General features: G+C 64.0%; 18 protein-coding genes. 10 read left to right on the forward strand and 8 right to left on the reverse strand.

The window, feature by feature from the left end; translation table 11 throughout:
- Window positions 1–170: 170 nt before the first annotated feature.
- The 5 genes from FHG09_RS09325 to FHG09_RS09345 form a co-directional block, all read right to left on the reverse strand.
- Window positions 171–1253: a hypothetical protein gene (locus FHG09_RS09325; RefSeq protein ID WP_152347384.1), complete on the reverse strand. Its 1083-nt coding sequence runs from the start codon at window positions 1251–1253 to the stop codon at window positions 171–173.
- A gap of 364 nt (window positions 1254–1617) precedes the next feature.
- The gene (rsmI, locus tag FHG09_RS09330) at window positions 1618–2589 is read right to left on the reverse strand and encodes a 16S rRNA (cytidine(1402)-2'-O)-methyltransferase (protein WP_227492659.1); all 972 of its coding nucleotides are present in this window, start codon (window positions 2587–2589) and stop codon (window positions 1618–1620) included.
- The gene (locus tag FHG09_RS09335; protein WP_152347385.1) at window positions 2586–3020 is read right to left on the reverse strand and encodes a DUF4190 domain-containing protein; all 435 of its coding nucleotides are present in this window, start codon (window positions 3018–3020) and stop codon (window positions 2586–2588) included. The genes rsmI and FHG09_RS09335 overlap by 4 nt, the downstream gene beginning before the upstream one ends.
- Window positions 3021–3210: 190 nt before the next feature.
- Complete coding sequence (locus FHG09_RS09340; protein ID WP_152347386.1) at window positions 3211–3690, reverse strand: DUF4190 domain-containing protein; 480 nt, start codon at window positions 3688–3690, stop codon at window positions 3211–3213.
- A 260-nt stretch (window positions 3691–3950) separates the two neighbouring features.
- Entirely contained in the window at window positions 3951–4712 is a 762-nt protein-coding gene (locus FHG09_RS09345) for a DUF4190 domain-containing protein (RefSeq protein ID WP_227492660.1), read from the reverse strand.
- Window positions 4713–4898: 186 nt separating this feature from the next.
- Between FHG09_RS09345 and FHG09_RS20010 the strand changes: the two genes are divergently transcribed.
- The 10 genes from FHG09_RS20010 (at window position 4899) to FHG09_RS09400 (ending at window position 17699) form a co-directional block, all read left to right on the forward strand.
- Window positions 4899–6920, forward strand: coding sequence for a dolichyl-phosphate-mannose--protein mannosyltransferase (locus FHG09_RS20010; RefSeq protein ID WP_227492661.1), 2022 nt, complete (start codon window positions 4899–4901; stop codon window positions 6918–6920).
- 275 nt (window positions 6921–7195) lie between these two features.
- On the forward strand, window positions 7196–7804 hold the full coding sequence (locus FHG09_RS09360; RefSeq protein ID WP_152347387.1) for a cysteine hydrolase family protein: 609 nt from the start codon (window positions 7196–7198) through the stop codon (window positions 7802–7804).
- 80 nt (window positions 7805–7884) lie between these two features.
- On the forward strand, window positions 7885–9090 hold the full coding sequence (locus tag FHG09_RS09365) for an MFS transporter (protein WP_227492662.1): 1206 nt from the start codon (window positions 7885–7887) through the stop codon (window positions 9088–9090).
- 83 nt (window positions 9091–9173) lie between these two features.
- Window positions 9174–10103, forward strand: coding sequence for a LysR family transcriptional regulator (locus FHG09_RS09370; RefSeq protein WP_152347388.1), 930 nt, complete (start codon window positions 9174–9176; stop codon window positions 10101–10103).
- Window positions 10104–10365: 262 nt separating this feature from the next.
- On the forward strand, window positions 10366–11961 hold the full coding sequence (locus tag FHG09_RS09375) for an acylneuraminate cytidylyltransferase (RefSeq protein WP_227492663.1): 1596 nt from the start codon (window positions 10366–10368) through the stop codon (window positions 11959–11961).
- Complete coding sequence (locus tag FHG09_RS09380; RefSeq protein ID WP_152347389.1) at window positions 11958–12845, forward strand: N-acetylneuraminate synthase family protein; 888 nt, start codon at window positions 11958–11960, stop codon at window positions 12843–12845. The genes FHG09_RS09375 and FHG09_RS09380 overlap by 4 nt, the downstream gene beginning before the upstream one ends.
- Window positions 12846–12960: 115 nt before the next feature.
- Window positions 12961–13956: a glycosyltransferase family 2 protein gene (locus FHG09_RS09385; RefSeq protein WP_152347390.1), complete on the forward strand. Its 996-nt coding sequence runs from the start codon at window positions 12961–12963 to the stop codon at window positions 13954–13956.
- Window positions 13953–15431 (forward strand): polysialyltransferase family glycosyltransferase, encoded by a 1479-nt coding sequence (locus FHG09_RS09390; protein ID WP_152347391.1) that lies wholly within the window; start codon window positions 13953–13955, stop codon window positions 15429–15431. The genes FHG09_RS09385 and FHG09_RS09390 overlap by 4 nt, the downstream gene beginning before the upstream one ends.
- Window positions 15428–16429 carry a hypothetical protein gene (locus FHG09_RS09395; RefSeq protein WP_152347392.1) on the forward strand — a complete coding sequence of 334 codons (1002 nt, stop codon included), beginning with the start codon at window positions 15428–15430 and terminating at the stop codon, window positions 16427–16429. Before FHG09_RS09390 ends, FHG09_RS09395 begins: the two co-directional genes overlap by 4 nt.
- Entirely contained in the window at window positions 16416–17699 is a 1284-nt protein-coding gene (locus FHG09_RS09400) for a DUF6716 putative glycosyltransferase (protein ID WP_227492664.1), read from the forward strand. Before FHG09_RS09395 ends, FHG09_RS09400 begins: the two co-directional genes overlap by 14 nt.
- A 114-nt stretch (window positions 17700–17813) precedes the next feature.
- Here the strand turns inward: FHG09_RS09400 and FHG09_RS09405 are convergent, their stop codons facing one another.
- Genes FHG09_RS09405 through FHG09_RS09415 form a run of 3 tightly spaced genes read right to left on the reverse strand, consistent with a single transcriptional unit; the run spans window position 17814 to window position 20852 of the window.
- The gene (locus tag FHG09_RS09405; RefSeq protein WP_152347394.1) at window positions 17814–18326 is read right to left on the reverse strand and encodes a GtrA family protein; all 513 of its coding nucleotides are present in this window, start codon (window positions 18324–18326) and stop codon (window positions 17814–17816) included.
- Window positions 18327–18339: 13 nt separating this feature from the next.
- Window positions 18340–19779 carry a hypothetical protein gene (locus tag FHG09_RS09410; protein ID WP_152347395.1) on the reverse strand — a complete coding sequence of 480 codons (1440 nt, stop codon included), beginning with the start codon at window positions 19777–19779 and terminating at the stop codon, window positions 18340–18342.
- Entirely contained in the window at window positions 19776–20852 is a 1077-nt protein-coding gene (locus FHG09_RS09415; RefSeq protein ID WP_152347396.1) for a glycosyltransferase, read from the reverse strand. Before FHG09_RS09415 ends, FHG09_RS09410 begins: the two co-directional genes overlap by 4 nt.
- Window positions 20853–20930: the final 78 nt, after the last annotated feature.

Genomic DNA, 20930 nt, shown 5'->3' on the forward strand with positions numbered 1-20930 from the left:
ATTGCGACAAGGCGGCTCCCTCGGTCGAGTGGACCGATTCGGCCGACTGACCTGACGGAGGGGACCCAGAGTGGCGAGAGAACTGGCGCCCCGGACCGTTTGGGGCGGCCGCTGAATAGAACGTGGGACTGTCCGGCGGGCAAACCACCGGGCCGACCGATAGACCTGCTCTATTGCAGCGTCGGTTTGCCCCTGAATTCCAGGAGCTGCGGAGCCTGGCCGAACACCTTCATCTCAAACTGCTTTAGATTGGTGACGTCGCCAAACTGCAGATGCACGATTCTGAACCCCATGTTCAACAGCTCGTTCTGCTGATGACCTTCGTGTTTGAGCCTCTCTCCGCCGAAGTCGGCATACTTCTGACCTCCGTCGAATGCGAGGACAGTGTTCGTGGGCCTGTGAAGGAAGTCGAGCCTCGCGAGAAGCGAGCCATCGCGCCCAACGTTCCATTGTTGAGTGAAATCGTGCAGACCCATCTGATGAAGGGCAAACGAGGTCCGACTCTCCGCGTAGTTCTCAGAGAGCGGGCTGACGATCGTCAAGATTCGCAGAGCGCGTTTCCTCCCCCGACGCAGGCGCATCGCCGCTGGGACGAAATCACGAGCCACGATCTCTCGTCCGACGGCGTGCATGCGCCGTGGGTCATGCATTCCGATTCTGGCGTCGCCGGACTCTCGTTCGACTTGTGCGCGCAGTCCCCCTTCCAAAGCGGCCATGCCGTCTGCCGGGCCTTTCTCGGCAATCAGATCCAGCCCGGTGCGGACAGAGGTGAGTGTTCTGACACCGTGCACAGTGCAAACGTCCTCAGCACTGTATTGTCGTTTCCGCCTGATGATCTCGGGGCTGCTCGAGTAAGCGGTCGGATTCGTCACCACGATCCGCCCAAGCTCTGCCTTGAACAACGGCAGTTCGTGGAGGATCGCGGCGGACACTCCGCTGACAGCGTCATCTGCCCTGAAGTGGCGATAGTGCACGATTCCCAGTCGGGCAATGTGTTCGCTGAATCGGTGGTCGCCTTCGCGGCTTGCGACCGTCGTCGAACGGAAGTATTCGACCCAGTCTTCATCCATGATCAACACCGATGCCGACCGGTGCTTCTTGAGATTGCAGGCACGAACGATCGAATAGATTCCGCGGGTCAGCCTCAGCATGCAGCAGTTCACTGCGCTGGAGATCGCTTCATGGGTCATCCCTACAGCTCTGAGGGTTCTGTAATCGACGACGTTGTACTTGTCCAAATATTCGAGTTTCATCTGCTGATCGTGCGACTGCACCGCGGTCTTGTCACGCGGTGAAATCACCCTCTGTGGAAAGCCTCGCTCCGCCCACAAGAAGAGGCGTCGAAGTCATCGGCGCTGTGCACACGAGACAGCTGTCGAGTCATCCTGACCGTTGCCCCTCATTTTCGCGGCCCGACTCCGTTTTCGGTACGGGCTCTTCCGAGTTGCTCACGTTCTTTTGTGTGCATTTCACAGGAAGGTGTACCGAAGTTTTCAACGTGGCTGATGTGTAAGTGGATTCGTCGGCGTTCGCTCTTCCGAAACGCAAATCACCCGCTGGAGCACGGTGGTCGCCTGCGAAGGAACGTCGCCCGCCCTCCGCACTGCCCGGAGTGCGTCACTCGCGGTGGAGCCAGGCCTCGTAGACGTCGCGCTTCGACAGGCCGAACTTCTTCGCCACCTGCCCTGCCGCATCCTTGGCTCTCACACCGGAGTCGACCAGAGCGCTGACCTCGCCGAGGTGGTCTTCCGGTGCCGACTCGACCTCGGTGGCCCCGGCGAGCACGAGGGTCAGTTCTCCGCGCAGTCCGCCGGCAGCCTGTGTCCGCAGGGATCCCACCGTCCCGCGCAGAGTCTCCTCGTAGGTCTTCGTCAGCTCGCGGCTGATGGCCATGGGTCGGTCGACTCCGATGACTTCGGCGAAGTCGTCCATCGCATCGGCGATGCGGTGCGGGCTCTCGAAGAACACCATCGTCCGCTTCTCGGCCTTGAGCTCGGTCAGCAGAGTCTTGCGCTGCCCGGACTTGCGCGGCAGGAATCCTTCGAAGCTGAACCGGTCGCTGGGCAGTCCGGAGACGGCGAGCGCCATGAGCACCGCGGAGGGCCCCGGAGCGGACGTGATCGGTTGTCCCGCCTCGGCGCAGGCTTTGACCACGCGATACCCGGGGTCGGAGACGGCGGGCATCCCCGCGTCGGAGAGCAGAACTACTGTCTCACCAGCGGCGATCAGCTCGACGAGTTCGGGTGCGCGGTGGCCCTCGTTGTGATCGAAGACGCTGATGACACGCTTCGTGTGGCTCAGCTGCAGCCGTTGCGCCAAGGACAGGAACCGTCGGGTGTCCTCGGCTGCGATGACATCGGCGGTTTCGATGGCCTGCCGCATCCGCGGGCTCGCATCGCCGAGGTTGCCGATCGGAGTCCCGACCAGGATCAGTCGACCGCCGGTGAGGTTCGAACCCGATCCCTGCCCCGCGTGGTCGGTCTGGTCGATGCCGTCGGGCACGGCCGCCTCGGCGAGGTTTTCGTCGTCCCCGTTTCCAGGGTCAGTTTCGACGACCGGGCCAGAGGACGCGAAGGCCTCTGAACTCAACTGGCCGAACCTGCGCCGACCATTGCCGCGCCGAAGATGAGGACGAAGATTCCGACGTAGACGACCCAGAAGAGGATCCAGAGTGCGGTGCCGATGTAGCCGACCCACAGTGCGGCGATCGCCATGCCGTCGCCGCGCTCTCCGCGTTCGCGGATCTGTTTGCGGGCGATGTGGCCCATGATGATGCCCGCGATGCCGCCGATGAAGATCGACGAGATGAAACCGAAGATCGAGGCGCACATGCCGACGATGGCCAACACGTTCGTCGGCGGAAGCTGTTGGTACATGTAGCCGGGCCCGCCGGCGTACTGAGCATTGGCCGCGTAGGCGTTGTTCTGGCTGTAGGACTGGGCACCGTATGCGCCGCCCGCGTTCGACTGGGGCTGCTGGTAGTACATGTCCGGGTTGTTCCAGTTGTTCTGGCTGCTCATGGCGAAGTCTCCTTGTGGTTGCCTTCAACGGTACAGAGTCGTCGGTGGCGGCAAAAGGTTGGGCGGTTACAGGTCAATCACAGTTGCCGAGGCCGGGGCCGTGGGGCGGGGGTGCCGGCCCGGGGCCGTGAGGCGGGGATGGCGGCCCGGGGCCGTGGACCGGGGGCCGGGCTCCCCGGATGCCGCGGCGTCAGCTGACGGTTCCTCCTCCGGCGGCGATGGCCACTCCGATCACGAGCGCGATGACGCCGAAGTAGATCAGCCAGAACACGACCCAGAAGATCACGCTCAGGTAGCCCAGCCACAGCGCGGCGACGGCCATACCGTTGCCGCGTTCACCGCGGGCCTTGATCTGCGAACGGGCGACATGGCCGAAGATGATGCCGATGAAGCCGAGGAAGAATACCGAGGTGACGAACGAGATGAGCGTGAGCACCAGCGCCACGATCGCCGAGGTGTTCGTCGGCGCCACCTGCTGGCAGACGACGACCGGTGCCCGGTTTCCGTAGGTCACGGGAGCCTGAATCGGGGCGGGCGAGTGGACCGGGGCCGGCGAGCGGACCGCGACCGGCGTGCGAACCGGTGCAGGCGAGTGGACCGCGACGGGAGCGTAGACCGAACCGTTCGATCCGGTGTAGGTGTTCCCGAGGGGCAGTACGCGAGTGTTCATGTCCGTTCCGTTCCGCTGGCTGTCGTTGATCTCTGAGTCTGTTCCGGGCCGTCCTCAACGGCTGTCCCGACGTCTGACATCAACGCTACCGACGTGCGACGAGCGCAGCGGCCAAATCGTGTTGCAGTCCTGCACCACCCGTTGCAGGACACCCTCACCGAGGCGGCAGCACCGTCCGTTTCAAGACCCCTCACCGAGGCGGCCGCACCGTCCCGCAACCGCGTGACCCCGGGCAACGACCCCAGGTCATTCAGGACGGCTCAGTAGCTGCCCATCATGCTGAGGAAGCCGAGGCCGAAGACGCCGACCACGATGACAGCCCCGATCAGACCGAGCGCAATGCTGACGTAGCCGATGATCAGGCCGGCGATGGCCTGTCCGCGGCCCTCTTCGCCGGTGCGTTTGATCTGGCTGAGACCGATGTGACCGAAGATGACGGCGAGCACCGGTGCGATCCAGAGGAACATCGCGATGATGCTGAAGATGACGCCGATGAAGGGAATCATCGACAGCAGACCGCAGACGAATCCTCCGCCGATTCCGATGATGCCCATCCACATCGACCACACAGCCATCTTGTTGGGTGCGGGCCGGACGTAGATCGGCTGCGCACCGTAGGTCATCGGCTGGCTGTACGCACCCGGCTGACTGTAAACGCCCTGCTGGCTGTAGGCATCGTAGGCGCTCGGCTGGCTGTAGGCGCCAGGCTGGCTGTAGCCGCCGGACTGCCCATACGAGTTCTGCTGCCCGTAGGCGCCGGACTGTCCAAAGTCTCCGCCCTGCCCATACGGCTGTCCCTGCGAATACTGTCCAGCGCCAGATCCATACTGACCAGCACCAGCCCCGTACTGGCCGGCACCAGACCCATATTGTCTCGAGCCGGATCCGTACTGCCCGGCGCCGGAGCCGTACTGGCCCGCCTGCCTCTGCCCGTACTGCGGCTGGGATCCATAGTTGTTGTTGAACTGCTGCGAGCCGACCTGGGGAGGATCGCTCGGGCGGTAGTTGGGGTTGTTCGACACGTTGTGCACCATTTCGCTCGGACTCCGGCTGTCTCCTACTACTCTAGTGATGCGCATCGGCGAATGCCCAAGAATCTCGCTCGCCGTGCCGAACCTCATGCCCGCCAACCCACCCGACCGTCGTCCGGCTCTTCCCTGCGGGTCGCATGAGAGCCCCGCCCGCCGAGATCTCTAAACTGGACTTCGATGACACACACCGCAGACTCCCCGGCCCCCACCCGGCGCATCGCCCGCGAGCGCCTGGCGAGGAGACGCGAAAAGGTGCGCGCCGGTGCCGCTGCGATGCGCCGCGAAACCTTCCACGCCGGCATGTGGGCCACCCGCGCGCCGTTGTGGATGTGGCCGGCACTGCTGGTCATCACCGGAATCGGCGCTGCTCTGCGTCTCTTCCGCCTCGACTTCCCGCACCGCCTGATCTTCGACGAGACCTATTACGTCAAAGACGGCTACTCGGTCTTCAACTTCGGCTATGAGCGCTCCTGGCCCGAGAACGCCGACGACTCCTTCAACGCCGGCGACCCCAGCGTCATCGAATCCACCCCCGAATACGTCGTTCACCCGCCTCTGGGCAAATGGCTCATCGGGTGGGGCATCGACCTCTTCGGCGCCGACGACTCATTCGGCTGGCGCTTCACCGTGGCGATCATCGGCACCCTCACGATCTTCCTCCTCGGCGTCGTCGCCTGGAAGCTCTTCCGCTCGGCGTTCTTCGCCTGCGTCGCCGCCGGCCTGCTCGCCATCGACGGCGAGCACTTCGTCCACTCCCGCACGAGCCTGCTCGACATCGTGCTCATGGCCTTCGTCCTCCTCTCCTTCTTCTTCATCCTCCTCGACCGCGAGCAGGTGACGAAACGCCTGGCCGGCTGGGCCCGATCGACGACGAATACGTCTTCCCCATCCGCCCTCACCGAGGCGGCACCGACTTCCCAGACCGCCCCCACAGACGCTGGGTCATCTTCCCGAACCGACCCCGATGAGGTCCCCCGGACCTTCCCGGGCGAACTCAGCGAGTCGGTCTCCGCCACCTCCGTCACCGAGGCGGCCCCACCCATCGCGGGAGCCCGACGTCGGCGTCGGACCAGGTCCAGGGATGCGCTCAACTTCGGGCCCCGCCTCGGCGCGCGTCCTTGGATCTTTGCCGCCGGGATCAGTCTCGGCTTGGCAATGGGAGTGAAGTGGTCGGGTCTTTACGCGCTGGCGGTGTTCGGGATTCTGCTCGTCCTGTGGGATGTGCATTCGCGGTATCGGGCCGGAGCCGGGCATCCGTGGCTGGGCATGTTCATCCGCGACAGCATCCCCTCGTTCTTCAAGCTCGTGCCGATCGCGCTCGTGACCTATGTGGCGTGCTGGTCGGGGTGGATCCGGTCGGACGATGCGTGGGACCGGCAGTGGGCCGCGGAGAACTTCGGCTGGTGGCGTGCGCTGCCGGACTGGCTGGACTGGCTGCCGTCGTTGGCGCACTACCACTACACGGCGTATTCGTTCCATGTCGGGCTCGACTCGGAGCACCCGTACATGTCGAATCCGTGGGGTTGGATCGTGCAGTGGCGGCCGACGTCGTTCTACTACGAGTCCTACGACCAGGGCGACATGGGATGCATCGCCGAGAAGTGCTCCTCGGCGATCACCTCGGTGGGCAACCCTGTGATCTGGGGATTGGCTCCCCTGGCGGTGCTCGTCTGCCTCATCGTGTGGATCATCCGCCGAGACGTCCGCCCGGCCGTCATCCTCGCCGGGCTCGCCGCGACCTGGCTGCCGTGGTTCGCCTACCAGGAACGGACGATCTTCACCTTCTACACCATCGTCATGGTGCCCTTCGTGGTGCTGGCCGTGACGTACGGTCTGACCCTCGTCTGGGGCCGAGTGCCCGGTGGCGGGCAAGCGTCCGTGGGCATGCGGGTGTCGCCGGGTCAGGTTGAGCTCGCGCGGACGTCCATGGCCGGGCCGCTCGAGCCGGAGGCGCTGGCCGCGTCCACGGGACCTTCTGCGGACGCCGCGATGGCGAAGCCTGGGGCGGGCGCTCGGGGACGCTCGCTGCAGCAGCGGTTCACGCGGATCTCAGCGGCACTGTTCGCAAGGAGGCTGAGCGTCGGCCTAGTCCTCGTCGCTGCGGTGATGGCTTTCGCCTACTTCTGGCCCATCTACACCGGCGAGGTCATCCCGTTCTCCGCCTGGAACAACCGGATGTGGAACATCACCTGGCGCTGACCAGGTTTCGCGCTAAGTGCGGGACAGCTTGGTAGTCCAGTCGCCCTCGCGCGCCTCGGTCTCGCATCGTCGTCCGTCCTCTGCAGACTTGCGCCCTCCGATTACGATTCGTCCAAAGTCGACGCACCTTCCAGAGAACACCACGGGACATATTCGAATCATTGAACGGAATGCGATTATGCCGATTCCGCAGCCGAGGGCATGAAAACTCTTTATGACTATAAGGGGCTAAGTCACCGCTAGCATTTCAGATAAATGCGGCGAAAGGACCCCGTATGTGGAATCTGAAACCTTCGACCAGTGCAATTGTCGTCGTCGACATGCAGCGCGATTTCGTCGAAGAAGGGCGACCGATGGAAGTCCCCATGGCGCGAAAGAAGGCTCCGGCGATGCGAGAGCTCATCGACGCGGCCCGAACGGCAGAACTCCCGATTATATTCACGCAGCACGTGCTCTTCGACGACCTCAACATCTCACCGCTGGAGGCAAGCAACAACCCGCGCTTGGAATCTGAGGGCATGCGCGCAGGCACCGACGGAATCGAAATCGTCCCTGCAATGGGGGCACGGGACAGCGACTACTACGTGCAGAAGCACCGATACGATGCTTTCCACAACACACGTTTGGAGACGCTGCTCACCAATGTTCGCGGATATCGAGCTGTCGACACAGTCATCGTTGCGGGAACGTTGACTGAGGTGTGTTGTGAGTCCACCGCACGCAGCGCGTTCATGCGTGACTACAAGGTTGTGTTCGCCGACGATGCGACCGGCGCTCTGTCAGAATCTGCGCAGACTGCAACGACGAACGTGATTGCAAAGTTCTTCGGTCGTGTGATGTCGAATCGCGACATCATCACATCTTTCGAAGGCAGCCGGTTATGAGCGCCCGCAATGCTGACATGCGTCCTCAACTCGACAGTGCGCTGAAGCGCCGACGTTACGAACGCAATGTCGTCATCATCATGGCGCTCGGATTCGGACTAGTCGGACTCGATCGCTGGATCATCGCCCCTCTGTTCCCGGCGATGATGGTGGATCTCGATCTAGATTATGCCGACCTTGGCAATATAATCGGCGCACTCGGCCTTGCGTGGGGAATCTCCGCCCTCTTTATGGGACGGTTATCGGATCGGTTCGGCCGCCGCGCAGTGATGATTCCCGCAGTTGTCATCTTCTCGCTCTGTTCGGTGCTCACCGGACTGGCTGGCGGGCTCATCGCGCTGATACTCGTCCGTGCTTTCATGGGCGTGACCGAGGGTGCGTTCAGCCCTACCGCAGTTGCGTCCACAGCCGAGGCCTCCGCCCCCAAACGACGTGGGCTGAATCTCGGCATCCAGCAGAGCACTTTCGCGCTCTTCGGAATCGGACTCGGACCGATAATCGCGACGCAGTTGCTGGTCGTTTTGCCGAGCTGGCGTTGGGTCTTCGGAATAATGCTCATACCGGGGCTCATCATCGCCTACTTCGTGTGGCGCAATGTCCGGGAGCCCGAGGAACTGCAGGAAGAGCTCCCCAAGGCTGGGCAGGCTCCCCAAGCGCAGATGCTCCACACCCAACAGGACGCAGCAAGCTACCGGTGGATCGACATCTTCCGCCACAGGAACATCATCGTTTCCACCTTGGCCCTCTGCGGAACCATGACATGCATCTTTGTAATGAGTTCGATGGTGCCCAGCTATCTGACCGACTATCACCATATGAGTGCACAGAATATGGGTTTCGCTACGTCCGGAATCGGATTCGGAGCATTTGCCGGTCAGCTGCTCATCCCTGGTATCTCTGATCGGATCGGCCGTAAACCTGCGGCTATGCTCGCTCTTGCCTTCGGTGCGGTCATGATGGCGCTGGTCATCGTTCAGGGGCCCAATGTGATCTCGGTCTTCCTGCTGCTGTTCGCTGTCGCGCTCGGAGTGAACGGCACTCTCGCACTTCTAGCGGCAACAGTCTCGGTCGAGTCTGTTCCTCCTGCGCTGATGGCCACGGCTGCTGGTGCGGTGATGGGCGTGGGAGAGATCTTCGGCGGTGGAATCGCCCCCGTGGTCGCCGGGTCGTTGGCAACCTCATTGGGTATTCAGGCTCCGCTCTATCTCGCAATGGGCGGAATCGTCTTTGCTTTGATCATGGTGCTCTTCCTCGTAGAAACAGCTCCTAGACGACACCATCGGTGAGCGGGCCTGCCAGGTGACGGTCGTGCAACCGACCATCGCGTGGGAAGCTTGGCTGATGATGTCGCGAGCAACTGGAGGGCGATGTGGACATCGAGTCGATGGAGACATTTCTGTCGGTGGTACGCAGCCAGAGCATCTCGAAGGCCGCGACCGAGCTCTACGCGACGCAGCCAACGATCAGTCTGCGGATCAAACGATTGGAAGCAGAGCTAGGGTTCGAGGTTCTGACTCGAAGCTGGCGTGGTGTCGAGCTGACTCCCCAGGGAAGGCACATTCTTCCGGTCATCGCTGACCACATCATTCGCCTAACTTCTGCAGTCGACATGGCTCAGGACGAGGGGGTGAACTCGGGGGCTCCGAGCATCATCGACGCGCATGCTTCTCCGGTGACGATCGCCATCGACGAGTGGATGGTCGGGAGAGGCATCTCCGAACTGATCTCGAAGATAAGTCTCTTAGACGGCGTGCATCTGACAGTTACCAGTGCAGCGAGATTGCACGCAATGGTCGCACATGGCATCTGCGATCGCGGGATCAGCTACGCTACCTCGGCTTCGCTTTCCTCGGACATGTCATCTATCGAGCTCTGGACCGAGCCGATGGCAATCGTCTTCCCCAAATCCGATCCCCCGCCAATGCCCGTGGACGGAACTAACTTGAGACGGTATTTCGCCGCTCGCCAGTTCATCCTCATGGACGATCCGATCTACTCTGACCATTCCGTCATCACTGGGCCGTTGCTCGAGGCGGTGCTCCCCTCAGAGACACGAGTCGTGGATCATACCTCGATCATGGCCAGTTTCTGCACGATTCCGGGATTCGCGACCATCGCCCCTGCTGGTCTTTGCTCCCGCAAACAGGAATTCGCACAACCCGGACTGCGGCACGAGGTCTTGGATCCGATTCTGGGCATGTTGCCAGTAGTGGTGTTGCAGCCGAACGTTCGGAGATCCGAAACCGAGCTCCTTATCGACAGCGCCATCTCTGAGTGGTCAAAGACCATGTCTCAATGAGCCACACTGTCGCCCTCAATGCGGTTCGTTCCGAATCCCATCACCTTTAAGCCGAACGCCCCTCTAATTCGGATAACTCTATTAGGTTCCAGCCAGTCAATCCGCCGATTCGTGGCGACGGCACACCGCCGGTTTGAGGCGTCGCCACTCCCTCCACATCGACGCCTCAGAAGGTGCGTCACGGGTTCGCCATCGAAGGGTCGCCTCGGAGACACGGCGTGTTCATCTGGAAGTAACACCGCGTCGTTAGCGTCGAATCATTGTGAATGACCAATCGACGACCGACGAGCCCAACGCAACCGAGCAGACGCCGGATGCGTGCACCACCGTGGCCGCAGACCAGGCGGCAGAAAGCACGACCCCCACCTCCGCACCGACCACCTCTGCACCAACCACCACCGCTCCGACCACCAACGCACCGACCGGCGGCCCCGACGCCCACCGCACCGTCGCGATCATCCCGGCGCGCGGAGGGTCCAAGGGCATCCCGCTGAAGAACCTGCAGAAGGTCGCCGGCATCTCGCTCCTGGCCCGCGCCATCAACGCCGCCCAGGCCAGCCCGAGCATCGACCGTGTGATCGTCTCGACCGACCACGACGGAATCGCAGCCGAAGCCCTGCGCGCCGGCGCCGAGGTGGCCCACCGCCCCGCCGAGATCGCCGGTGACACCGCCACCAGCGAATCCGCACTCATCCACACCCTGTCGACCCTCGACGAGGACTTCGACATCACCGTGTTCATGCAGTGCACCTCCCCCTTCATCGACTCCGCCTCCATCGAGAACGCGGTCCGCACGGTCCGCGCCGACGACGCCGATGTCGTCTTCTCCGCCGTCGAAGACCACTCCTTCCTGTGGCGCCTCGACGACGACACGCAGGCCGTGGCCGTCGGACACGAGGCGAGTTTCCGCCCGCGCCGCCAGGATCGTGCCCAGCACTTCAACGAAACCGGCGCCTTCTACGTCATGCGCACCTCCGGGCTGCTCGAACACGAGCATCGCTTCTTCGGCCGCATCGGCATCGAGGAGGTCCCGCCCGAGCACGCCCGCGAGATCGACGACATGTCCGACCTGTCCCTCGTCCGTGCCATCGCCTCGACACAGGAGACCGCGCAGGTCATCGATGTCGACGCCCTGGTCACCGACTTCGACGGCGTCCACACCGACGACGGCGCCTACGTCGACCAGGATGGCAACGAGCAGGTCCGCGTCCACCGCGGCGACGGCATGGGCATCTCCCGCCTCGTGAAGTCGGGCGTGCCCGTGATGATCCTGTCGAAGGAACGCAACCCGGTCGTGACCCGCCGCGCGGAGAAGCTGGGCGTCGACGTCGCCCAGGGCATCGACAACAAGGCGAGCATCCTCGACGCGTGGATCACCGCCAACGACCTCGACCCGGCCCGCGTGGCCTACGTCGGCAACGACATCAACGACCTCGAAGCCTTCGACGTCGTCGGCTGGCCCATCGCCGTCGCCGACGCCCACCCGCGAGTCCTCGCCGCCGCCCGCGTCATCCTCGACCGACCCGGCGGACGGGGCGCGGTCCGCGAGGCCTGCGACCTCATCCCCATCCCCGCCGAGGCGGCCGAACCGTTCCCGAATCCGACCCTGACCTCACTGCGATCGCCCACCGGACACCCATCGACCCTGACCGCCGACCACCGGTCAGGACACCTGGCCGAACATCAGTCGGCGGCCATGCCCGGCGAACGGTCGGCGGCCATGTCGGGCGAACAGTCAGCGGCCCTGTCCGGCCATGCGTCCGCCTTCCCCGACCAACAATCGTCCGTCCCGCGGCAGCAGCCGCAGTTCACCCACCGCGCGGAGATTTCGCGTACCAACCGAAAGCAGGTTTCATGACTGATCAACTCGCCCCCGTGGCCATCGGAGAGCACTTCGTCGGCCCGAACCAGCCCGTGTACATGATCGGTGAGATCGGCATCAACCACAACGGCGACGTCGACATCGCCAAGCAGCTCATGGATGTCGCCGTCACCGCCGGTGCGCAGGCCGTGAAGTTCCAGAAGCGCAACCCCGAGGTGGCCGTCCCCGAACACCAGAAGTCGAAGATGCGCTCGACCCCGTGGGGCGAGATGACCTACATCGACTACAAGCACCGCGTCGAGTTCGGCATCGACGAATACGCCGAGATCGACCGCTACGCCAAGGAAGTCGGACTCCAGTGGTTCGCGTCCCCGTGGGACACCGATTCCGTCGACTTCCTTGAGAACGAGTTCGATGCGCTGACCTATAAGGTGGCTTCGGCCTCGCTGACGGACTTCGAGCTGCTGCGCGCGATCGCCGCCACCGGCAAGCCCGTCCTGTGCTCCTCGGGCATGTCCGACTGGGAGACCCTGGACAGGGCCGTCGAGATCTTCGACCGCGACAGGCTCGTGCTCATGCACGCCACCTCGACCTACCCGCTGCCGCCCGAAGAGGTCAACCTCACAGCGATCCCGGCCATGCGCGAGCGCTACGGAGTCCCCGTCGGCTACTCCGGTCACGAACTCGGCCTCGAGATCTCCTTCGCCGCTGCCGCACTGGGTGCCGTGACCATCGAACGTCACATCACGCTGGACTCCTCGATGTGGGGATCCGACCAGTCCGCATCGATGGAACCACGCGAGTTCGCCTCCCTCGTCAAGGGCGTCCGCGTCCTCGAAACCGCCTTCGGCGACGGAGTCAAGCGCGTCATGCCGGGCGAGGAATCGAAGATCGATTCCCTGCGCAAGGTCACGGCCTGAGCAATCGGTTGAGCCACCTCGGCGAAGATCTTCCACCGCCGAGGTGGCTCTTCCATGTCCGCCCCACCGACGGTCGGGCGGACCCGCCCGTGACCGCAATCTTCGGAGAGACACCGTGACCGATTTCGACCTGAGCATCATCATTCCCGCCAAAGATGGTGCTCCCTACCTGAGCACGCTGTTCCGTTCGCTGCGGCAGCAGGGTCCCGTGTGGGACCGCACTCAGCTGATCTTCGTCAATGACGGATCGAGTGATGAGACACCTCAGCTGCTGGAGGAATTCAGTCAGTGGTTCCCTCATTTCGAGGTGCTCACCAACCCCGAGGCGACGGGGCTGGCCAACGCCCGCAATAAGGGACTGGCATCTGCCCGAGGCGAACACATCATCTTCCTCGACGGGGATGATTGGCTGGCTCCGGGACACCTGTCCTCGATGCTTGCGGCCGCACACAGGCTCGGAGTCGATTTCATCCGCTGTGACCATACGACGGTCGAGGGGACGAAGCGAGTGCGCAAACTCGCGCCGATGTCGGTGCGCGATGTGCCGTTGGATCCCAAGGTGGGGATCCTGCCCGTCTACGAATCGACGATGGTCGACTATCCGTTCGCATGGGCCGGGATCTTTCACCGGCGGGTGCTCGAACAGGGGATCCTCCACTTCCCGGAGAACTTCATGACCGCCGAAGACCGGTCGTGGATCTGGCGTCTGCATCTGCAGGCCGAGTCCTTCGCCGTCGTCGATGCTCCGGGAATCCTCTATCGGAGGGGGCTGGCGGGTTCGCTGTCGCGCATCGTGGACATCCGGCAGCTGGACTTCATTCGGGCATTCGGGCAGATCTTCGACCTCGTGGCCGCCGAACCGGACGCCGACCGGCTGTGGCCGAAGGCGATCCGGAACTGGTTGGCCATCCTCGATCATCAGATCAATCGGTTCGCAGCGTCCCCGGCGTCGCTGCGTCATCAGCTGCGGCGAGGCGCGCGAACGATCTCGGCGAAGATCCCGCCCGAATATCTGCGCGAGGAATTCGTTCTGCAGAAGCAGGGACGGCAGCTCAATGTCAGCAGCTACCTCAATGACGCACCTTCGTTCGTGCTGGAGATGATGAAGTGAAACAGATCTTTCTGGCCTCGACGCTGTTCGAGCTCGTCTGCCTGGCGGCGGGGATCGACGGCGGTGACTATGACCGGCCGGCGGCTCCGGCGCTGATGGGTACCGATGGGCTCGCCCCAGAGGACGCTCCGGCTCCGACCGAGCGGATCCTGCTGGTCAGCAACAATGCCGTCGTCATGGAACTCTCCGAGTCTTTCGTCGATGCGCCGGGAGCCGCCTCGTTGGTGGACCGCTTCGACCGGGTCGTCGATCTCAACGAAGCGCTCGCGCCTCTGCACGTGCATCCCTCGTCGTGGCGGCCCGATCATGCGGATCTGCCGGTCGTCGAGTCGTATCTGCGTGGCCGGTGGGGGTTGGATGAGGCCGACGACATCGAACTCGTCATCGAATCGCCCCAGGTCAACCCTGCTATTGCCCTGGGACGGGTGTTCTCGCGAGCGACGATGAGGGTGCATGCCGATGGGCTGATGAGCTTCGGTCCGACCCGCAATCAGATTCCGCTGACGAACGGGCAGCGCATGTCCGTGCTGCACTATCTGCCGCTGGTGCCGGGAATCTCGCCGAGGCTGCTCGACGAATTCGGCATCGTCCACCGTCCGTTGGGGGTCGAGTCGTTCACCGCCGTGGTGCGCGAGCTCGGTGAGCATTCGGCCCATGTGCTTGAGGCGGAGCTGGGAGATGTTCTGGGTGCCGCGCCGTCGGGGACTCGCCCGTGGGCGCTGGTCGTCGGTCAGTATCTGTCGGCGCTCGGGCTCATCACCTCCGAGGAGGAGACGCAGCTGCACATCGACATGATCGAGGCCGCTGCTGCGCGGGGCCTGGAAGTCGTGGTGTTCAAACCTCACCCGGCCGCTCCCCCTTCGCAGACCGGACCGCTGTTCGAGGCGGCGCAGCGACTCGGGATCACTCTGCAGGTGTTCGACCTGCCCGTCATGGCCGAGGTAATCATCGACCGGCTGTCTCCCGACCTCATCGTTGGCGGGTTCTCGACCGCACTGATGACTGCCCGCCAGATCTATCGGGTGCCGGCTCTCGCCGTGGGCACGGATCTGCTGCTCGAAGCCATCGCTCCCTATCAGAACAGCAACCGCATCCCGTTGACCATCATCTCCGAGATCTGCGACGGCAGCGCCCCGGACGAGGCCGGCACGCCCCCGCAGCTGGAGCGTCTGCTCGCGGCGGTCACCTACTGCATGGTACCGACCCTGTCGCACCATCTGCGCGACACGGCGACGGACTTCCTCACCGAGGTCTTCGACGAGCGCATCGACAGCGGCGACAGCATCGACAGCGGCGACTCCGCCGACCGGTTCGGCCGCTACTTCAAGCGCCGCCGCCTCACCGCGTTGGCTCTGCCGGGCAGCACGTCGAAGGCGTTTGCTCCGAAGCGGATGATCAAACGCTCGGGAACGCTCGTGATCAGAGCGGTGGCGAGAAAACAACAACGCATCATGAAACGGATCCAACACCGGTGACACCGAAGAAGAAGCGCCGCCGCGCCGTCGCTTTCGTCGAATCCCCACTGCAGTTCCTCTCCGCTCTCGAATCCCATGAGCCGTCTGAGGATCTGCTCATTCGGGCCCGGGCGAGCGCCAAGGGCATGACGTCCTTCCTCGATGCCTTCGACCCGGGCTGGCTGCCGAAGAACGTCCGCCTCGAACGCGACGGGGCGAAGCCGGGACTGCTGCGCAAAACGGCCTTCGACCGGATCTACCTCGGCGATGCCTGCTCCGGTCAGGTGCACAGAGCCCTGGCGATGGCGTATCTGGAACGTCGCATGCCCGAAGTCGTCATCCTCGACGACGGGTTGGCGACGTATTCGGCGATCGAGATCCTCACGGCCAAGCGCGGTCCCCTCGTGCGTCCCCGGCAGAAGCTCAAGGCCTCTCGCACGGTCATGGCCGCGCACGTCGCCGACCGGCTGCGGGGCCTGGCGACGGTGGGAAAGCTGCGTTGGCACACGGCTCTGCCGGTGGCGAAGCCGCTGCGCAAGGCGTTCCTCAGATCCGGCGGCGAGATCACCCGTCACCGGTTCGAGCACCTCCAGACCCTGCCCACCGGCGGCAGCCACCCACGGGACAATCCGGTCATCGGTTCGTCCCTGGCCGCCGACGGACTCATCGACGCCTTCGCCTACCGGGCCTGGGTCGACGACATCATCGACACCCACGGATCGATCACCTACTATCCGCACCGGCGTGAGACCGAGGAGTTCCTCACCGACCTCGGGCGTGACGAGCGGGTGCGGATCAAGCACCTCGGCCTGCCGATCGAACTGCGGCTGATCAATCTGCCGGCGAACTCGACGATCCGCAGCCTGCCGTCGACCGCGGCCGTGTCCCTGGCCGTGCTCAATCCCGACGTGACCATCGACGTCACCGAGATCCCCGCAAGGTGGTGGACCGGGGCCTCACCCGATAGTCTGCGACAGTCCCTCAACGCCCAGTCGGTCAAGGCAGATGACGATTCCTGAACCCGGAGATCCCCGCTGCAGCGGGCCGATGCTGCCGTCACACTCCGACGCCCCGCCTCGGCGATCGGCCGGGCTTGCTCCCGTCCGCATCCTCTCGGTCTCCGACAGCGAGTCCTACCTCAAATGGGCGACCCAGCTGCTGTCCAGCCTGCCGGATGTCGAGGGGCGCGTGTTCCTCATCGACAATCCCATCCTGCCGACCGCCGAGCAGATCGCCAGCGCCGTCGCCGGCACCGACTGGGAACATCGCGAGGTCCCCGTCATCTCGCGTTCCGACCTCGCGCAGGTCATCGCCGACCACTCCCCCGACATCGTCCTCGGTGCCGCCACCGGTCCGATCGTCGCCCAGGTCTTCCTCACCGCACACACCCGCACCGACCGGCCCGCATTGGTCTCGGGCCTGCCCGGAATGGGCCTGCCGGCCAGCGGCAAGGGGATGAATTATCGCCGGCTGATGGATGCCTTCATCGCCCACTCCTCCGCCGAGGTGGCCGCCTACACCGAGGCGAGCGCACGGTCCCAGGTCCCGTGCGAAGTGATGTTGGCGCGCCTGCCGATGCTGCGTTCGAAGCGTATTCCGCAGCTGACGAAGTCCACCACCGAGGCGGTCCCACGCACCCTCGTGTTCGCTCCGCAGGCGAAGGTCCCGGCACAGCGAGCCGACCGTGAGGCGATCATCGCGGCCCTGGCCGAATTCGCCGACCGGCACCCGGATTCGACAGCGGTCATCAAGATGCGATCGCGCCCCGGTGAGTTCGAGACCCATCACGAACAGCATTCCTACTTCGAGATCCTCGAGGACTTCCGCACCCGAAGCGTCCCCGGTGCCGCACGCGTCGAGTTGGGCTATGGTCCGCTCAGCAACTTCCTCCCAGACGATTCGGCCCTTGTCACCGTCTCCTCGACGGCGGCGCTGGAGTCCATCGACCGGGGTGTGCCGACGCTGCTCATCTCGGACTTCGGTTTCAATGCTGAGCTGCTCAACGAGGTCTTCGAAGACTCCGGTGCCACCGGCAGTCTCGCCGAGGTCGCCGCCGGATCCATCGGGTTCCCGGACCCGGAGTGGTTGGCTGAGAACTACTTCCATCTGGACGATGGGCAGCTGCGCCGCGACCTCGGGCTGTTGGCCACCCGGGCTCGGGCCGGTCAGCTGCCCAACCGTCGGGCGGCGCTGCTCAAGCAGAAGCGGATGCTGCTTCGCGCCGAGCTGCGCACCGTCACCCCGGCCCCCGTCGTCAGCGCCTATCGCAAGCTGCGCCGCACCCGCTGAACTCCGCTGTCGGCGCCCCAGAGCCCAGGCACCCAGAGCCCCGAGAACAGGTCGACTCCGGATACTTCTCTCGCCGGAAACCATCCGTCTGCAACCATGATTCCGCAGAAAGTCTCAGTCCCGGTCGTCGGGGACGCGGCTCGGCTCGTCCAAGGGCACGACCACCTCGGTGTCGGGTGCTTCGTCTTTGAATACCCAGGTGCGGTAGGCGTAGAAGCGGAAGAGCATGGCCAGGCCGATGCCGATGACATTCGTCGAGATGTTGTAGGAGAGCTGGTCGCGCATGTCGAGCAGGTACCAGGTCACACCGAGCGGGATGACCGAGATGACCATGCCGGCGAGGTTGACGGCGACGAAGAGGACGATCCCGCGCATATTCGAGTGCGTGGTCCGGTCCCCATAGGTCCAGAGCCTGTTGCCGATCCACACGACGATCATCGCGAGGATCGTCGAGATGATCTTCGACTTGATGGGGCTGCCCTCGAGGAGGGCGGGGATCGGACCGAGCCCGTAGGCCAGCACGTTGGACAGCCCGACGTCGACGATATAGCCGAGCCCGCCGACGGTGAGGAACTTGAAGGCTTCCACCGCGAGGCGCCGAAGACGGTCCGAGAATGACTCTTTCATAACTGGCACCAGTCTATGGCTCCAGGTTTCGGACTCGCTGGATGCCGCGCTGGGCGAGCCAGAGGACGAAGGCGACGGTGACGGCCAGCGCCGGCCAGTACGTGTATCGGAAGTGATTGGCCGGAACGATCGGGAAGTATCCGAACACGTAGCACAGCGACGACGTCGAGAGCACCGTGATCTCCGGCCAGAAGGAAGGCGCAGGTCCGGTCCCGTCCCGCTTGTGCTCTCGGTACGCGAGACCGAGCATCACAGCGGCGACGAGGCTCCAGAACCATGGTTTGAAAAGCATCGGGAACGTCGCCAGAGCGAAGTCCTCGACGTACGGACGGAAGATGTAGTCAGCTTTGACGCTGCCGGTCTCGTAGCCGACATTCTCGGCCTCGCCGTTCCAATCCGCTTCCCAGTATTCGAGCTTCGAGGAGAAGAAGTAGGACGAGAACACTGCCGAGCGATACTCGATGTAGCGGACCGGGTGGGTGATCACCTCGTTCAGCCACAGGTCCTTCAGCTCGTCCTGGTACTCCAACGGGCTGAATGCGCGCCCGGTGTCTCCTCTGCCGTAGCAGTTCCAATAGGCATCCCAGATCTCGCCCTTCTCCAGACATGTGTCGCGGGCCGAACTGATGTGATCTTTGAGCTCGGCCGGCGCGTCCGCGGCCCGGAGTTCCGCATCGGGGACGGAGAACATGACATCGTCGAGGAAGATCTGGGAGATCTGACCGTTGTGCGCGACCTCGACGCGCGACTCGATGACCGCCTCGGTGGCAACGCTGCCGAACCCGACGACGCCGATGACGAGCACGGACAGTCCGGCCAAGCCCCACCTCGGCGCTCGCTCCATGACCGTGCGCAGCCCGCCGCGCAACGGTCCGCGCAGGCAGAACGCCCCGTAGACGGCGATGGGAATGAGCGCGAACACGGCGTTCTTGCGCAGGCCGACCGCGTAGACGAGCAGGAGGATCGCAGGAAGCCACAGCAGCCATGCCTTCGGCACCAGCCGGGTGATGACCAGCAGTGCCACGGCCAGCATCAGTGCCGCCGCCATCTGGGTGTCTTTCCACAACGTCGTCAGCTGTGAAAGCGCCCAGGGCGTCGCCATGGTGACGGGGCCCAACAGTGAGATCCACCGCGGTGCACCGCTGCGATTGATGATCACACCGATGATGAGAGCGGCAGCGGCGAGCAGAACCACCTGGAGGACGAACAGGCTGCCCGGTCGGCCGGTGAGGTCGATGAGCAGTCTCCAGACGATGCTCATCACGGGAGGGTGCCAGTCCGTGAACGGGGCCTGCCCGATCGCCTGTTGGTACTGATTGCCGATGTCGACATTGATCCGCCCGGGGAGGAACAGCCGGATGAAGACGAACGACCAGACGACGGTGACGAGAGCGAGCAGAAGATCCCACGCCAGAGGGGACCTCAACCACCCGAGGACGGTCGGACGACTCATGAAGCGAGCGTGGTCCTCACTCGGGATCGGGTCCGATAGTCGGTGTTCGCGGTCTCCGACAGCAATGAGTCGATGCCGGAGTCGGCCACACCACCGTCGGCCTTCCGCGCGGAGTCGCCCCAGGAAGTCTCCGCTGCCGAATCGCAGACGGCGGGCAAACCGAGATAGGCCAGCCGTGAGGTCTCACGCCTGGCCCGACGCAGACCGTCCAAGGTCAGGCCGACGCTGCCGAGCAGGAACGCCAGCCCCATGAGCGCGGTGGCGAGGATCGCCGTCGGGAACCGGGGCACGAGCCCGGTCTGCCAGAACTCCCACACCACCGGCAGACCGAAGATCAGCGACAGCGCGGCGAGCACGGCGGTGAGCGTGCCGTAGAACAAACGGGGTCGTTCGTGTCGGACGAGGGCGGAGATCAGCCCGAGGATGCGGAACCCGTCTTTGAAGGTCGAGAGCTTCGACTCGCTTCCGTCGGGTCGGTCACGGAAGTCCACGGCCACCTCGGTGGTGGGAAGGCGCAGGGACATCGTGTGCACGGTCAGCTCGGTTTCGATCTCGAACCGGCGGCTGATCGCGGGGAACGATTTGACGAAGCGGCGGGAGAAGACGCGGTAGCCCGAGAGCATGTCGGTCACCTGCGAGCCGAAGAGCCACCCGGTCAGCCGGTTGAACATCTTGTTCCCGGCTTCGTGGCCGGGACGATACGACGTCGTCTCCTGATTGTCCTGGCGGACCCCGAGCACGTGGTCGTACGGGCCGGAGATCAGGGTGTCGATCATCTCGGGCAGGTGAGCCGCCTCGTAGGTGTCGTCGCCGTCGATCATCACGTAGATGTCGGCGTCGATGTCGGCGAAGGCTCGGCGGACGACGTTGCCCTTGCCGGGAATGTTCTCCTTGCGCACGATGGCACCGGCCTCGGCGGCGCGCTGCGAGGTGCGATCGTGTGAGCAGTTGTCGTAGACGTAGACCGTGATCCCCGGAACAGCGGCCTTGAGGTCGCCGACGACCTTGGCAACGGTGATCTCTTCGTTGTGGCAGGGAACGATCGCCGCGATTCTCGCCGATTCTTCGTACATGCCCATCCCATCGTGGTGCGTGCCCGAGCGCCCTGGCCATCCGTGGGGCTTGCGGGCATTCGGACCAGTTCTCTTGAT

This window comes from Brevibacterium sp. CFH 10365, assembly GCF_009299785.1.
Lineage (GTDB): Bacteria > Actinomycetota > Actinomycetes > Actinomycetales > Brevibacteriaceae > Brevibacterium > Brevibacterium limosum.